The organism is Agrobacterium sp. fls2-241-TYG-188a, from assembly GCF_030209845.1.
Genome location: NZ_JARVRD010000001.1, coordinates 101,249 through 117,118, shown reverse-complemented (window position 1 = coordinate 117,118; position 15,870 = coordinate 101,249). Strand labels below are relative to the sequence as shown.

Here is a 15,870-nt window from a genome sequence, read left to right as displayed (position 1 = left end):
ATATGAATGTCACCATCTACCACAACCCGGCCTGCGGAACGTCTCGCAATACGCTTGCCTTGATCAAAGCCGCGGGGATTGAGCCAACCGTCATCGAATATCTCCACAATCCGCCATCGCAAGAGCAACTTGCGAAGATGATTTCGGATGCGGGGCTGAGCGTGCGCGCGGCAATTCGTGAAAAGGGCACCCCCTACGGCGAACTCGGTCTCGACAATCCGGACTTGACCGATGATGAGTTGCTGGCGGCGATGATCGCGACACCGATCCTGATCAACAGGCCATTCGTCGTCACTCCGCTCGGCACCAGGCTTGCCCGGCCCTCGGAAGTTGTGCTCGACATCCTTCCTGCTGATGCCTTCAAAGGGTCTTTCACCAAGGAAGATGGAGAGCAGGTTCTCGATCAGGAAGGAAAGCGTATTGTCTGAAACATTCCCAGCGCTTCTGGAAAGCTCCCTTCAGCCGATTGAGCCCGCGATGCTGCAAACGGCATTCTCGACGCATAAGCCCAGAATATTGATCCTCTATGGATCTCTCCGCGAAGTTTCCTACAGCCGTCTGCTGGCTTTCGAGGTTCGTCGCCTGCTTGAGCGGTTTGGATGCGAGGTGCGGCTTTTCGATCCGGCCGGATTGCCGCTTCCAGACGAGGCACCTGCCAGCCACGCAAAGGTACAGGAGCTTCGCGCGCTTTCCGAATGGTCGGAAGGGCAGGTCTGGATCAGTCCTGAACGCCACGGCGCAATGACCGGCATCATGAAGTCTCAGATCGACTGGATACCCCTGGCAATCGGTTCCGTGCGCCCGACACAGGGCAAGACGCTGGCCGTGATGGAGGTCTCCGGCGGAAGTCAGTCCTTCAATGCCGTCAATCAGATGCGCATTCTCGGTCGCTGGATGCGGATGATTACCATCCCCAACCAGTCATCGGTCGCCAAGGCGTTTCAGGAATTCGATGCGGACGGACGGATGAAGCCGTCGTCCTATTATGATCGCGTCGTCGATGTCTGCGAGGAGCTGGTAAAGTTCACCATCCTTACCCGCGATGTTTCGACCTATCTGACCGATCGCTACAGCGAGCGGAAGGAAAAAGCGGCTGAGTTGGAAGAACGGGTGTCTCTCAGGTCCATCTGACCTTGCCTGACAAACGGAGGTTTTCAAATCTCGCATAAAAAAACCCGGCGATGGTATCGCCGGGTTTTCAGTATCAAAGGTTCTGTCAGTTCATTTGATGAATGTCACGATCCTTCGTTTCCGGCAGGAACAGAAGCCCGATGACGAGTGTAATGCCTGCGAAGATGATCGGGTACCACAGGCCATAATAGATATCGCCCTTGGCCGCACTCATGGCGAATGCTGTTGCGGGCAGAAGACCACCGAACCAGCCGTTACCGATGTGGTAGGGCAGGGACATGCCGGAGTAGCGGATGCGGGTCGGGAAGAGTTCGACCAGAAGCGCTGCGATCGGGCCGTAGACCATGGTCACGTAGATGACGAGAACGGTCAGCACGGCAATGATGACAACCCAGTTCACGGCTGCCGGATCGGCAACCATGGTAAAGGTACCACCGCCAGCAACGCTGTAGACAGGCATTTCAGTGACGCCGTTGACCTCTGCCGCAGTCAAGAGCTTATCGGCCACAAGCTTGTCTGCCGGAACCGTCTTTGCCGGTGTTGCACGCACTGCGTCGGCGTTGAGGCCAAGTTCAGGGTTCGCGGCGATGAAAGCATCGAGCTTGGCAGCCGGAACCTGCGCGGCACCGCGTACCAGCGGATAACCGCTGTCATGGAGCGCGATGTTGATCTGTTTCTGGAAGGCACGGTCATTGGCGGCAGCGTTGGCACCTGCGGCAATGGCGTCGTAGCTGGTGATGGTCTGCTCACCGATCTTGACCGTTGCTGGTTGACCCGCAGGCCCTTCGACAACGTCATAGGGCACGGAGTTTCTTGTCAGGAATGCGGTGGCAATATCGCAGGATGTGGTGAATTTTGCCGTGCCGGTTGGATTGAACTGGAACCGGCAGTCGCCAGGCGCGGCGGTGACGGTCGCACGGACTGAAGCCTGGGCCTGCGCAAGAGCCGGGTTACCTGCCCATGTCAGTGCCTTGAACAGCGGAAAGTAGGTCAGCATGGCCAGAACCAGACCCGCCATGATGATGGGTTTGCGTCCGACCTTATCGGAAAGCCATCCGAACAATACGAAGAAGCCGGTGCCAAGAAGCAGGGCGCATGCCACCATGATATTGGCGGACTGGCCATCGACCTTCAGAATGCTCTGCAGGAAGAACAGCGCATAGAACTGCCCCGTGTACCAGACGACCGCCTGACCGACGACTGCGCCCAGAAGTGCGATGATGGCGATCTTCGCATTCTTCCATTGGCCGAAAGCCTCGCTCAGAGGAGCCTTGGATGTCTTGCCTTCCTCCTTCATTTTCTTGAAGGCAGGGGATTCATTCATCTTCAGACGGATCCAGACGGAAACGCCGAGCAGGATGACGGAAAGCAGGAACGGAATGCGCCAGCCCCAGTCGGCGAAGGCTTCACGACCGACAGCAAATTGCACACCGAGAATGACGACGAGGGACAGGAACAGGCCGAGTGTCGCTGTCGTCTGGATCCATGATGTATAATAGCCGCGGCGGCCATTGGGGGCGTGCTCGGCAACATAGGTCGCCGCGCCGCCATACTCGCCACCCAGTGCCAGGCCTTGAAGCATACGCAGCAGGATGAGGATGATGGGAGCGGCAATGCCGATCTGGGCAGCGCCCGGCAGAATGCCCACCACGAAAGTGGAAAAGCCCATGATCAGGATTGTGATGAGAAAGGTGTATTTGCGTCCGACGATGTCGCCCAGGCGGCCAAACACCAATGCGCCGAACGGACGCACGAGGAAGCCAGCGGCGAATGCCAGAAGCGCGAAGATGTTGCGCGTTGTTTCCGGATACTGGCTGAAGAAGTTCGCGCCAATATAGATCGCCAGCGATCCATAAAGGTAAAAGTCATACCACTCGAACACTGTTCCAAGAGAAGAGGCAAAGATTACCTTCTTCTCTTCACCCGTCATCGGACGGGCTTTTTCCGCAGTTGCGGTCGCTATGTTTGCCATTGTCTGTCCTCCACAGAATGTCAATCGACGCATCACCTGCAGCCACGCTCTCCTCCAGGCTGCCCTTGCGGTGTGATGCACCTGACAACAGAGTGACAGATAATTAGCAAAAGGAAGAGCAATGCTTTCGGCTTATGACTTTAGTCTAAGGAAGGGGTTTGAAATTGCTGATGGCTGGAGCGGCTTTGGCAGCGTGAAGACGGTTTTGCCCTTTGATTGCGCTTGACAGATAGTCGAAACACCATAATAGGTTTGCCTCGAAAAGGAGCGCGATCTTGATCAGACATGTCCAAGACATGGTTGTCATGCACAATCCGGCAGGGTCTGCCGGTGGCGAATCGCGCTTTTTCTATTCCATCCGAATTACGGCCAAAACGACGATTAAAACCGTCTGACGTCTCTGGCCCGCCGCTCTCTCCCCGGTTTGGTCGGGGAAGAAGGAAGCCGCAGTTATGCGGGTTCCCCTCACCAAAAAGAGGAGAGGCAGAAAGAGAGCTTTATCATGGGTTTCAAAGTTGCAATCGCAGGCGCTACCGGCAATGTCGGTCGTGAAATGCTCAATATTCTCGCCGAGCGCGGGTTTCCGGCAGACGAAGTCGTTCCTTTGGCTTCGGCTCGTAGCCAGGGTACCGAAGTCTCCTATGGAGATCGTACGCTGAAGGTATCCAACCTGGAAAACTACGACTTTTCCGACACGGATATTTGCCTGATGTCGGCCGGTGGCGATGTATCCAAGAAGTGGTCACCAAAGATCGGCGCGCAAGGTTGCGTCGTGATCGATAACTCCTCTGCCTGGCGCTATGATCAGGACGTTCCGCTGATCGTGCCTGAAGTCAACCCCGATGCGGTTGAGGGCTTCAGCAAGCGCAACATCATTGCAAACCCCAATTGCTCCACGGCACAGCTTGTTGTTGCCTTGAAGCCTCTGCATGACTTTGCCAAGATCAAGCGCGTGGTCATCTCCACCTACCAGTCCGTTTCCGGTGCCGGCAAGGAAGGCATGGATGAGCTCTTCTCGCAGACCCGTGCGGTCTTCGTTGCTGACCCGATCGAGGCGAAGAAGTTCACCAAGCGCATCGCCTTCAACGTCATTCCCCACATCGACGTCTTCATGGAAGACGGTTACACGAAGGAAGAGTGGAAGGTCCTGGCCGAAACCAAGAAGATGCTCGACCCGAAGATCAAGGTCACCTGCACCGCCGTGCGCGTTCCCGTCTTCATCGGTCACTCGGAATCGGTCAATATTGAATTCGAAAGCGAAATCACGGCCGATCAGGCTCGCGACATCCTGCGGGAAGCCCCCGGCTGCCTTGTTATCGACAAGCATGAAAATGGCGGATACATCACGCCGGTTGAATGCGCTGGTGAAGATGCCACCTATATTTCGCGTATTCGAGAGGATGCGACTGTTGAGAATGGTCTCAACATCTGGGTGGTTTCCGACAACCTGCGCAAGGGCGCTGCCCTGAACGCGATCCAGATTGCTGAGCTTCTCGTCAACCGGGGTCTTATCAAGCCGCGCAAGGCTGCTGCCTGATACGGTTTTTTAACATCTATTAACTATAACCCGTCCACTCAGCTGCTGTAATGGGCGGGTTTTCCGATGTGTCTGCATCACGGGCAGTTTATTTGCCGGTTATGACTTAGCTAGGCAATTTGAAAATCCAAGCATTCTCTGCGGTGTGGCGACAGGTCTGGGTATAATCCCAAAATATTGAAGGCAAATTCTCATGCGGGCAATGAAAGCTTTTTCCGTTGGCGTAGTATTGGCGGCGGCGCTTGCGGCCTCACCGGTTCTGGCGGCGCAATGCGGCAATACATCAGCAGGCTTCAACGCCTGGGTCGGTGCGTTCAAACAGGAAGCTGCAGGGCGCGGCGTCAGCCCCTCCGTTCTCGACAAGGCTTTCTCGAATGTGACCTATAATCAGGCGACCATTCGGGCCGATCGTGGTCAGCACAGTTTCAAGCTCTCATTTGAGCAATTCATGCAAAAGCGCGGCGGTCAGGCGATCATCAGCCGTGGCAAGACAATGAAGAAGAACAACGCTTCGCTCTTTGCCAATATCGAACGCGCCTATGGTGTGCCTGCCGGCCCGCTTCTGGCAATCTGGGGCATGGAAACCGGCTTTGGCGGCTTCATGGGCAACCAGCATACGCTGTCTGCCGTCGCGACTCTGTCTTATGATTGCCGTCGTTCCGACTACTTTACCGAACAGCTCTATGCTGCCCTGAAGCTTGTCGGTAGCGGTAATCTCAGCACAACGGCAAAGGGTGCTGCCCATGGTGAAATCGGCCAGACCCAGTTCCTGCCGCTCAACGTGGTTCGTTATGGCGTCGATTTCGATCGCGACGGTCGTATAGACCTCGTCGGCTCACGTGCAGATGCGTTGGCATCGACCGCAAACTTCCTCGTCGGTCACGGCTGGCAGCGTGGTGCGGGATATCAGCAAGGACAGGCAAACTTTGCGGCAATCCAGGGATGGAATGCAGCAAGTGTCTATCAACAGTCGATCGCCTTCATCGGTAAGGCAATCGACGGCCAATAGGTCAGCCGCCGATCGCTTTCAGACTTCAAAAATCCGGGCGGCGAAAGTCGCCCGTTTTGCTGTCCATCACCCACAATTCGCCGGTCGAGATATCGAACCATGCGCCGTGCAGTTTCACCTTGCCGGCTGTCTCCTGCGCTTTCACAAAGGGAAAGCCGCGCAGGTTCTTGACCGAGTTGCGGATCGAGACGCGCTCCAGCGCAGTCTGGCGTTCGGACGCCGTCATCACATCGTTGCTCTGGATCTGCTCGGCGGACGATTTGACCAGATTCATCCACTTGCCGATGAAGTCACCGGGCGACAGGGGCTCGAGGTTGGGATCGAGTGCGGCCTGAATACCGCCGCAACGTCCATGACCCATAACAACGATATCTTTGACCTTCAGGACCTGAACGGCATATTCGATGGCGGCTGAGGTTGCGTGATACTGGCCATCCGGCTCAAAGGGTGGCACCATGTTGGCGACGTTTCTGACGACAAACAATTCGCCAGGGCCGCAGTCGAAAATGGTCTCCGGTGCTGATCTGGAGTCACAACAGGCAATGATGAGCGTTTGCGGCTTCTGCCCGGTGTCGGCAAGGACGCGGTATCTTTCTCGTTCATCGATGTAACGGCCGCTCATGAAGTTTTTGTAGCCGTTGAGCAGGTAGTCTGGAAAATCTTTCATGATATCGCAGTACCATCGTCTTGGGGCCAGCCTCACCATCGAAGCCAGCGCGTTGAAACCCGTTTTTCGCTCCGCTATTTGCGCTTGCTTCGGGAAGGATGCAAGAGATGACGCATCTGAACCATTGCCATTGGTGTGGAAAGGCTGGATGCGTCGGTTTCCAGTGTCAGTTCGTTGACGCCGCGCTTCATCGTTCTGGCCAGAACTTCAAAGACGCTGGCTGTGGCCAGTTGCAGCGCTTTTTCATCACTGCAACCCTGAAGCAGGCGTGCCAGGAAAAGTGAGGCAAGAAGGTCTCCCAGCCCATTGGGCACGTTTTCGATGGCACGATGCTCGGCCAACAGGGCGTGGCTTCCGCTCAGGAACAGGTTGCCGATGCCACCACTCATCATCGGAACGGACGATGTAACGAGCATCTTTGCAGGGCCAAGCGCCAGCGCCGCATCCATGATATCAGTGTTGGTCTCAAGCTCGGCGCCACTCATCCAGGCAAGCTCGTAGCGGTTGGGTGTCGCAACGGCTGCCAGTGGCACCAGTTCATCGCGAATGGCCTGTGCCGTTTCGACGGGCACGTAAAGGCCGCCCTTGTCGCCCATGACAGGATCGCACAGATAGAGCAGGTCGGGGTTGCGTTCCTTCATTTCCCGAATGAGCTTTGCGACCGAGCGGACCTGTTCTGCGCTGCCGAAATAACCGGTCAGGATAGCGCGGACTTCCCCAGACCAACGGGATTGGGCAAGCTCCTGCATTGCCCTGTCGAAATCGCCATTGTCGAAGCGCAGGCGCGTTGACGGGCCGTGGCCGGGATGCCAGGGCAGGACAATCGTGGGAACGGCCCAGACCGGAAAACCGAGCGTCTCCAGCCCGAATACAGCGGCCCGGTTGCCAACGGAGCCACGCATGACGTGGCTTGAAATGACGATTACGGAGCCGTTGGTATTATCCTGCATGGCACACTCTTCGACTGGTCAGACGATGCTGCCTCAAGCAGCATCTTTTCCTGGCTCCTCATGGCACATCGGCTTTCAGCTTTCCACCAATAAGTAAGCGCGCCGGGGGCTACCTTGCTATGCGCTCCAATGCCTTCAAAACTGTCCGCTCCGACAGATTGAGGTAAAGCTCCATCTGGGACGCTGCTTCAACGACCTCGCCCTTTTCGACGAGCTCAAGAATTTGCGCATTCATGTCCACAAAGGGGGAGTGAAGCTGCTCTGGATCCTTCAGAAGTCCAAAGCTCAAGCGAAGTTCTGCCGCCACGCGTGCGTAGAAATCGCTTAATCGGCTGCTGTCCGAAAGATCGACCACGGCTGCATGAAACTTCATATTGGCGCTGCCAACCTCGCGCCAGTCAGCCAGATCATGCTGTTTTCTGGCGTGCTCCACCGCCCCACGCATGACTGCCACCGCCGGGTGCTTGGGCCATGCCTGGCGCAGGGCGCCGCATTCCAGCATTCGTCTGACGCGGTAAATATCGATGATGGAGTCAGTGCTGGGGACGGAAACGAAGACGCCGCGATTGGCTTCGTGTCGCAACAGCCCGTCTTTGGTAAGAAGCCGGAACGCTTCACGCAGGGAATTGCGCGAAATGTCCAGTCTCTCGCTGAAAGCCGCTTCTGAGAGCCGCTGCCCCGGCGCAAGTGCACCCGTGATCAGGAGGTCGCGAATATCTTTCGCCACACGATCCGCAAGCGGCAAAGGTTCGGTCATGGGTTTCTCTTCATCTGGCAATAGCTGGCTTGAGGAAACGGGAAATCGGCTGTCTCCTGTGGGTTGCAATACCATAAATAATAGGCATGGCACGTAAAAATCCTGCTTATTTTCAACGCATTCGTCCCAAATATTGCTCAAAATGAAAGAACGATAAAATTTAATTGTTCAACAATATTGACAATTTTGTAGATGCGGACAAGATTTCCAACAATGCACCGCGAGGGGCGGTTGCAATAAGGAGAAAATCCATGGAGCAAACAAAAATTGCCCAGACTGTCGAGTTCGCCCGGTCAAGACGCGCGTCGCTCACAGCTGCCATCTTCCTGATGGCAACATCGGCCATCGGGCCTGGCTTTATCACGCAAACGGCAACATTTACCGCCAAACTCGGTTCGGCCTTCGCCTTTGCAATCCTCGCCTCGATTGTCATCGACTTCGTGGTGCAGCTGAATATCTGGCGCATCGTCACCTTGACCCGCATGAGAGCGTCCGACATCGCCAACGCGGCGATCCCTGGCTCTGGCTATGTTCTCGCCATTCTTGTCATCGTCGGCGGGCTGTTCTTCAACATCGGCAATATCGGCGGGTCCGGGCTTGGTCTGAATGCGATGCTCGGCCTTGATCCCAAGTGGGGCGGCGTGCTGAGCGCACTCCTCGCCATCGGCATCTTCCTTTCCAAGCGCGCTGGCATGGCTGTCGACCGGTTCATCATCTTTGCCGGTATTCTGATGATCGTGCTGACCGTCTACGTTGCTTTTGCATCTGGTCCACCGGTTGGAGATGCGCTGTTCCAGACATTTCTCCCATCCACGATCGACTTCGCGACGATCACCACCATCGTTGGCGGGACCGTCGGTGGCTACATTACCTATTCCGGCGCCCACAGATTGCTCGACAAGGGAATGGTCGGCGTTGAAAATCTCGGTTCTGTAAACCGGGCAGCTCTGACAGGCATAGCGGTGACCGGCGTCATGCGTTACGTGCTGTTTCTCGCCATCCTCGGCGTTGTCGCAAGCGGCGTTGCCATCGATGTCTCGGGCAAGGGCGCAAACCCTGCGGCGCAGGCCTTCCAGGTTGCGGCTGGCGATATAGGTCTGAGAATATTCGGCGTCGTTCTCTGGGCTGCTGCCATCACATCCGTCATTGGTGCCGCTTATACCTCGGTGTCTTTCATCACCATCTTCAACAAGAATATCACCGAACGTGGCCGCAACATCGCCACCGTCATCTTCATCGCAGTATCGCTCTTCTTCTATATGGTCATCACCACGCCACCGGCTCAGATGCTTGTATTCGTTGGCGGACTCAACGGTCTCATCCTTCCAATCGGTCTGTCCATCTTCATTTATGCGGCCTGGGCGCGCTCCGATCTGATGGAAGGCTATCGTTATCCCCGTTGGCTTCTTGTGCTTGGCGTTATCGCCTGCGCGCTCACGTGGTACATGGGCTACAAATCCATCGGTCCAATCTTCGCACTCTTGACGGCGTAAGGAGAAAAACATGGCCTCCATTGATCTGAACAGCGACCTCGGTGAAAGCTACGGTGCCTGGAGCATGGGTGACGATGGCGCAATGCTTTCCGTCGTTTCCAGCGCCAACATCGCCTGCGGATTTCACGCGGGTGACCCGGCGGGCATTTATCGCACCGTCAAGGCCGCCGTCGCCAATGGCGTGGTCATTGGAGCCCATGTTTCCTACCCGGATCGCGTCGGTTTTGGCCGGCGCGACATGGACGTCACCACAGATGAGTTGATCGCCGATGTGATTTACCAGATCGGTGCGCTGAAAGGCATCGCTTCGGCCGCAGGTGCGTCTGTCCGGTATGTCAAACCCCATGGCGCCCTTTACAATCGCATCGCCAATGACGCAAAGCAGGGCCAGGCCGTCATCGATGCGATCAAGGCCATTGATTCCTCTCTGGTTCTGATGGGGCTCGCCAACGCGCCCATTCTGGAGCTGGCCCGCAAGTCCGGATTGTCGGTGGTGTCGGAAGCGTTTGCCGATCGTGCCTACACACCGCAGGGACAGTTGGTGTCCCGGCGAGAAGAGGGTGCCGTCCTGCATGATGCGGATGCGATTGCCGCGCGCATGGTTCAGCTTGCGCGTGAGGGAACCCTGGAAGCCATCGACGGAAGCATCATCAAAATCGATGCGCAGTCCATCTGTGTTCATGGCGACAGCCCCGGTGCCGTCGCTATCGCGAAGCAGATCCGTCAGCGGTTCGAAGCTGAAGCCATCGCAATCCGTTCGTTTGCCATTACGCAACAGGGAGTGTGAGGCATGAACCCAACATCCTTTCTGAGCCACACCGATGCATCTGCCGCACGCAACGCAAGGCAAAGCTATCGCGATGGCCTGGTTGCGCCGACATCGGGCATCGCGCCCGGTTTTACCCAGGCGAACATGATTGTCCTGCCACGAGACTGGGCTTTCGAGTTTCTGCTTTATGCGCAGCGCAATCCAAAGCCATGCCCGGTGCTGGACGTGTCCGATCCCGGCGTGCCGACGACCTTGCTTGCGCCGGGTGCGGATCTTCGCACCGATCTGCCTCTCTACAGAATCTGGCGAGATGGCAAGATGGTTGAGGAAACCGCTGACGCGACGGCTGCCTGGGCCGAGCGCGACGATCTCGTGGCATTCCTCATCGGTTGCAGCTTCACCTTCGAAACGCCGATGGTGGAGGCAGGCATCGAAATCCGCCACATGACGGATAAGCGCAATGTGCCGATGTATCTGACGAACCAGCCCTGCCGTCCGGCCGGTCGCTTACAGGGCAACATGGTCGTCTCCATGCGTCCCATCCAGGCGTCGCGGGTTGCGGATGCTGCAACGATCTCAGGACGGTTCCCTGCGGTTCACGGTTCTCCTGTCCACATTGGCTCGCCCGAGGAAATCGGGATTGCCGATCTGGCCAAACCGGATTTCGGAGATGCCGTGCGCATAGAGCCGGGTGAAGTCCCGGTGTTCTGGGCCTGCGGTGTCACACCTCAGGCTGCGGTCATGGCATCCGGCGTTCCCTTCGCAATTACCCATTCGCCGGGACATATGTTCATCACTGACATCCCGGATTCGGCCTATCATGCGTGAGGACAGAATGCGCTTTCTCCCCGCAAGCCTCACAACCGTTCTGGTAGAGCTCGCCGATCTCGATCAGACGCTTGCCCTGTTCGCGTCGCTGGAAGCAAATCCCATCAAGGGCATTGAGGAGACGGTGCCCGCTGCCCGTACCTTGATGATCCGCTTCAGGCCCGCCGATATCAGTGCTGAAGATCTGGCTTGTGAAATCGCAACACGTGATCTGTCTGCCAAGATCGTGCCCTCGGACAAGCTGGTTGAAATTCCGGTTCGTTACGATGGCGAGGATCTCGCCGACGTTGCCGAACTGACGGGTCTGAGTGTCGAAGAGGTTATTCGTCGCCACACAGAGAGTGAGTTTACGGTCGCATTCTGTGGCTTCGCTCCCGGCTTCGGATATCTCGTCGGTGGCGATCCAGCCCTGCATGTGCCGCGCCGTCAAAGCCCGCGCACCCGTATTCCGGCCGGATCTGTTGCTCTCGCGGGTGCTTTCAGCGGCGTCTATCCACAAAACAGCCCCGGCGGCTGGCAGATACTGGGCACCACGCCTTTGAAAATGTGGGACATTGGACGGGACCCTGGCGCTATCTTGCAGCCCGGCTATCGCGTGCGGTTTTTCGATATGGAGAAGTCCGGCAAAGAGGTTGAAACGGCTGAGACCCCATCAACGGGCGCCGATGTCCGCTCGACCTCCAATTCCGCCCGCTTTGAAGTTTTGTCAGCACCGATCCCGGCCATTTTTCAGGATCTGGGACGCTTCGGGCAGACCGGTCAGGGCGTGTCTGCGTCGGGGGCTCTCGATCGTTCCTCGTTCAACGCTGCCAATCGCATTGTCGGCAATCCCGTCAACACGGCCTGTCTGGAACTGACACTGGGCGGCTTTTCCTTCAAGAGCACGACGCGCGCCGTGATCGGCGTGGCAGGCGCGCCATGCGTCATCACGGTAGAAGGCGCATCCTGCAGCTTTGAGACTGGAACATACACTCCGATATCCCTCGAACCAGGCGATGGGGTCAAATTCGGAAATCCGGCTAAGGGTATGCGGAGCTATCTCGCGGTTCGCGGCGGCTTTGATGTCGCGCCGGTCTTGGGAAGCGCTGCAACGGATACCCTCGCCGTCGTCGGGCCTGAGGCCATCGTGGCGGGATCCGTGCTGGAGCTGCGCAATGACAAGAGCGGGCTTTCCTCCGTTTCAATCCATGAGCTTCCGGCATTCGATTTGCCCAGCTCCGGTGACACTGTGACACTCGACATTGTCTATGGTCCCCGGACGGACTGGTTCACGCAAAAAGGTGTCGAAACACTGACGAGCCAGCTTTGGCAGGTCACACCCCAGTCGAGCCGCGTGGGCATTCGGCTGGCGGGTGATGAGCCACTGGAGCGCAGGGACAGTGCAGAACTCCCAAGCGAAGGCACCGCGACCGGCGCGATCCAGATTCCCCATAGCGGGCAGCCAGTTCTGTTCCTCGCGGACCATCCGCTCACTGGTGGATATCCCGTCGTGGGCGCTGTTGCAGAGTATCATCTTGATCTCGCGGGCCAGATACCCATCAACGCCAAGATACAGTTTCGCCCGCTTGGGCCCTTCGCAGAGATTGCTGCGACCAGGAAAACAAAAATATCGGGAGAGCAGCCATGAAGAAAGTACTGATTGCCAATCGCGGTGAGATTGCGGTGCGCATCATCCGCGCCTGTCGCGATTATGGTATCGGATCCGTGGCGGTCTACGCCGACCCCGATCAGGATGCCGTCTTCGTTCGGCTCGCCGATGAGGCCTATGCGCTGGAAGGCGTTAGACCCGCAGACACCTATCTGAACATCGAAAAGCTGATTGCCATTGCCCGCCGCTCCGGTGCCGACGCGGTTCACCCCGGCTATGGCTTTTTGTCGGAACGGGCTGAATTCGCTCAGGCCGTCATCGATGCAGGGTTGATATGGATCGGCCCTGATCCTGAGGTGATCAGGATATTGGGTGACAAGGTCGAGGCACGCCGCATTGCAACCAGTGTCGGCGCCCCGCTTGTTGCAGGCAGCGACGGTCCGGTTGCGACCGCAGCCGAGGTTGTCGCATTCGCAGAGCAACACGGCCTGCCGGTGGCCATCAAGGCCGCACATGGCGGTGGCGGACGTGGCATCAAGGTTGCCTGGAAGCTTGATGAGATCGCCGATCTCTACGATTCCGCCGTTCGTGAAGCGACGGCAGCCTTCGGGCGCGGCGAATGCTTCCTGGAGCGGTTTCTGGATCGCCCACGTCACATCGAAGCGCAGGTCATAGCCGACAAGCATGGCAATGTGGTCGTGCTTGGAACCCGCGATTGTTCACTGCAGCGCCGGAACCAGAAACTGATCGAAGAGGCGCCCGCGCCGTTCTTAAGTGGCGAGCAGCGGCAGAAAATCCACGAAGCTGCGAAGGCAATATGCGCCGCAGCCAAATATTCAGGCGCCGGAACGGTCGAGTTCCTGCTGGGAGTAGATGGCACCATTTCCTTCCTTGAGGTCAATACACGTCTTCAGGTGGAGCATCCTGTCACAGAAGAAACGACGGGCATCGATCTTGTCATCGAGCAGTTCCGCGTCGCAGAGGGCCATGCATTGCGCGTGACCGAGACCCCGGAACCCCGTGGTCACTCGATGGAATTTCGTATCAATGCCGAAGATCCCGGTCGTGGCTTCCTGCCGACACCGGGCGCGATCTCGCTCTTCGAGCCCCCGTCTGGACCCGGTATCCGGCTCGACAGCGGCGTGGTCACGGGATCGACCATTCCCGGTGTTTTCGACTCGCTTATGGCAAAACTCATTGTGACCGGAGCGGACCGTGAACAGGTTTTGCGCCGCGCCCGCCGTGCGCTGAAGGAATTCAAGATCGAAGGCATCGCCACCGTTCTTCCCTTTCATCGTGCCGCAATCGACTCTCCCGATTTTACGGCTGAGGACGGCTTCAAGGTTCATACGCGCTGGATTGAAACCGATTTTGCCGACATCCCGGAAGCAATGGAGCGGCCCGCTCCGGTTGACGACGCCACGATGATCCGCACATGGCTGGAAATCGATGGCAAACGGACAAGTGTCGGCCTGCCTCACCTTCTGCTGGCTGGACTAGGCGGGGTTGGGACAGATCGGCCTGCGGCTTCAACTTCCACCGCCACACAGCAGGACGGCATCATGGCCCCAGTTTCAGGCACCTTGCAATCATTCAAGGTGGCCGATGGCGACGAGGTGTCGCAAGGCGATCTCGTCGCGGTGATGGAAGCCATGAAGATGGAAACGCAACTCATCGCGCCGAAATCCGGCACGGTGCGGTTACGGGTAAAAGAAGGTGATTACCTTCAGTCCGGTGACGTGGTGGTCATCTACGAATGACCGCGCTTGGCCAAAATCGACAGTACGACGTGACGCCTTCTGTCGATCTTGGCCAAGCTTTCATTTTGCCCCATAGCTGCCCTAATATGCTGATGTAGTTGACGATAAGCACTGTATCGTAACGAGACCGGACAGCATTTTGGATACCAGGGTTACGGCATTCGGCCAGAGCATTCGGTCGCCAGACAAAGCGGTACCTGATGATGTGGACGACATCCATCACCGGACATTTGAATATTTCTGGCTCGGTAGCCATCCGGTATCTGGACTGGTGCGCGACCGTCTGAGAGCCGACGGGACGCCGATCAACGAGATCGCCTCCATCTCCGGAACCGGTTTCGGCTTTCTGGCTATCATCGTCGGTGCCGAGAGAGGCTGGATCACACGCGACCAGGCTCTGGAACGTGTGACGACAATGGTCCACAGCTTGCGAAAGGCGAAGCGATTCCACGGTGCCTTTGCACATTTCGTGGATGCGGGGACCAGCAAGGTCATTCCATTCGGTCCGAAGGACGATGGCGGTGATCTGGTGGAAACAGCACTTCTGTTGCAGGGGCTGATCTGCGCCCGCGAGTACTTCTCAGGGCTGACGCTGGCCGAAACCAGGTTCCGCAACCTCGCCCACGATCTTGTAACCGCGGCGGAATGGGACTGGTACACACAAGGGTCCGATGGGCCATTGTGGTGGCATTGGAGCCCGAAATACCGATGGTGCTTCGATATTGCCATCAGCGGCTGGAACGAGGCGCTGGTTTGCTACATCCTCGCCGCAGGTTCGCAGAACCATTCCATCAATGCCATCAACTATCATCAAGGTTGGGCGCGCTCAGGGGCAATGGTCAACGGTAACAGCTATATGGGCACAGTCCTGCCTTTAGGCGAGCCATTTGGTGGCCCGCTGTTTCTCTCGCAATATTCCTTCTGCGGACTGGACCCGAGGGGTTTGTCAGACCGCTATTGTCACTATCAGGAGCAGGTGGAAGCGCATACGCGCATCAACCACGATTATTGCCTGTCGAAATTTTCCGGGCAGGATTTCTGGGGCATGACGGCGAGCGATGGCCCGAACGGATATCGCGTTCATTCGCCTTCCAACGATGACGGTGTCATTGCACCCACCGCTGCCCTATCTGCTTTTCCGGTGATGCCCGACGAGGCAATCCGGGCAATACGGGCATTTGCTTGTTATCAGGATGGCAAGCTCATCGGTCGCTATGGCTTTGTCGATGCCTTTGCGCCCGGGTCGAACTGGATTGCAGACACGCATCTGGCCATAGATCAGGGGCCTATCGTCGCGATGATGGAAAATTATCGCTCCGGTATTCTATGGAGGCTGTTCATGAACGCGCCGGAAGTCCGCCGGGGTCTGGATAACCTTGGCTTCCGGCACGAAAGCAGAGAGAACTAAC

Annotated in this window: 14 protein-coding genes; 10 read left to right on the top strand and 4 right to left on the bottom strand. The window is 57.3% G+C overall.

The window, feature by feature from the left end; translation table 11 throughout:
• Positions 1–2: 2 nt before the first annotated feature.
• Together arsC and arsH are read left to right on the top strand one after the other, a co-directional pair.
• Complete coding sequence (gene arsC / locus QRN85_RS00505; RefSeq protein ID WP_284756780.1) at positions 3–428, top strand: arsenate reductase (glutaredoxin); 426 nt, start codon at positions 3–5, stop codon at positions 426–428.
• A complete protein-coding gene (gene arsH, locus QRN85_RS00500; protein ID WP_502870740.1) occupies positions 385–1,131 on the top strand; it encodes an arsenical resistance protein ArsH in 747 nt (248 codons plus the stop codon). The genes arsC and arsH overlap by 44 nt, the downstream gene beginning before the upstream one ends.
• Positions 1,132–1,216: 85 nt before the next feature.
• Here arsH and QRN85_RS00495 read toward each other — a convergent pair whose 3' ends face one another.
• A complete protein-coding gene (locus QRN85_RS00495; protein WP_113092266.1) occupies positions 1,217–3,103 on the bottom strand; it encodes an MFS transporter in 1,887 nt (628 codons plus the stop codon).
• Between the two features lie 502 nt (positions 3,104–3,605).
• Here QRN85_RS00495 and QRN85_RS00490 point away from each other — a divergent pair.
• Positions 3,606–4,640 (top strand): aspartate-semialdehyde dehydrogenase, encoded by a 1,035-nt coding sequence (locus tag QRN85_RS00490; RefSeq protein ID WP_062589960.1) that lies wholly within the window; start codon positions 3,606–3,608, stop codon positions 4,638–4,640.
• A 193-nt stretch (positions 4,641–4,833) separates the two neighbouring features.
• A complete protein-coding gene (locus QRN85_RS00485) occupies positions 4,834–5,649 on the top strand; it encodes a lytic murein transglycosylase (RefSeq protein ID WP_113218385.1) in 816 nt (271 codons plus the stop codon).
• A 25-nt stretch (positions 5,650–5,674) separates the two neighbouring features.
• Here QRN85_RS00485 and QRN85_RS00480 read toward each other — a convergent pair whose 3' ends face one another.
• The 3 genes from QRN85_RS00480 to QRN85_RS00470 all read right to left on the bottom strand — a co-directional run bounded on the left by QRN85_RS00480 (position 5,675) and on the right by QRN85_RS00470 (position 8,023).
• Complete coding sequence (locus QRN85_RS00480) at positions 5,675–6,316, bottom strand: carbonic anhydrase (protein ID WP_062589958.1); 642 nt, start codon at positions 6,314–6,316, stop codon at positions 5,675–5,677.
• Positions 6,317–6,390: 74 nt separating this feature from the next.
• Positions 6,391–7,266 carry a pyridoxal kinase PdxY gene (gene pdxY, locus QRN85_RS00475; RefSeq protein WP_284756776.1) on the bottom strand — a complete coding sequence of 292 codons (876 nt, stop codon included), beginning with the start codon at positions 7,264–7,266 and terminating at the stop codon, positions 6,391–6,393.
• 109 nt (positions 7,267–7,375) lie between these two features.
• Positions 7,376–8,023, bottom strand: coding sequence for a GntR family transcriptional regulator (locus tag QRN85_RS00470; RefSeq protein WP_062589956.1), 648 nt, complete (start codon positions 8,021–8,023; stop codon positions 7,376–7,378).
• 251 nt (positions 8,024–8,274) lie between these two features.
• On the opposite strand from QRN85_RS00470, the gene QRN85_RS00465 reads away from it, so the two are divergent.
• The 6 genes from QRN85_RS00465 (at position 8,275) to QRN85_RS00440 (ending at position 15,869) form a co-directional block, all read left to right on the top strand.
• The gene (locus tag QRN85_RS00465; RefSeq protein WP_284756774.1) at positions 8,275–9,516 is read left to right on the top strand and encodes an NRAMP family divalent metal transporter; all 1,242 of its coding nucleotides are present in this window, start codon (positions 8,275–8,277) and stop codon (positions 9,514–9,516) included.
• Positions 9,517–9,526: 10 nt separating this feature from the next.
• Positions 9,527–10,303, top strand: coding sequence for a LamB/YcsF family protein (locus QRN85_RS00460; RefSeq protein ID WP_284756772.1), 777 nt, complete (start codon positions 9,527–9,529; stop codon positions 10,301–10,303).
• A 3-nt stretch (positions 10,304–10,306) separates the two neighbouring features.
• Positions 10,307–11,113 (top strand): putative hydro-lyase, encoded by an 807-nt coding sequence (locus tag QRN85_RS00455; RefSeq protein ID WP_284756771.1) that lies wholly within the window; start codon positions 10,307–10,309, stop codon positions 11,111–11,113.
• 7 nt (positions 11,114–11,120) lie between these two features.
• Entirely contained in the window at positions 11,121–12,740 is a 1,620-nt protein-coding gene (locus QRN85_RS00450; RefSeq protein WP_284756770.1) for a 5-oxoprolinase subunit B/C family protein, read from the top strand.
• Positions 12,737–14,461, top strand: coding sequence for an acetyl/propionyl/methylcrotonyl-CoA carboxylase subunit alpha (locus QRN85_RS00445; protein WP_284756768.1), 1,725 nt, complete (start codon positions 12,737–12,739; stop codon positions 14,459–14,461). The genes QRN85_RS00450 and QRN85_RS00445 overlap by 4 nt, the downstream gene beginning before the upstream one ends.
• Positions 14,462–14,600: 139 nt before the next feature.
• A complete protein-coding gene (locus QRN85_RS00440) occupies positions 14,601–15,869 on the top strand; it encodes a glucoamylase family protein (protein ID WP_284756767.1) in 1,269 nt (422 codons plus the stop codon).
• Position 15,870 lies beyond the last annotated feature (1 nt).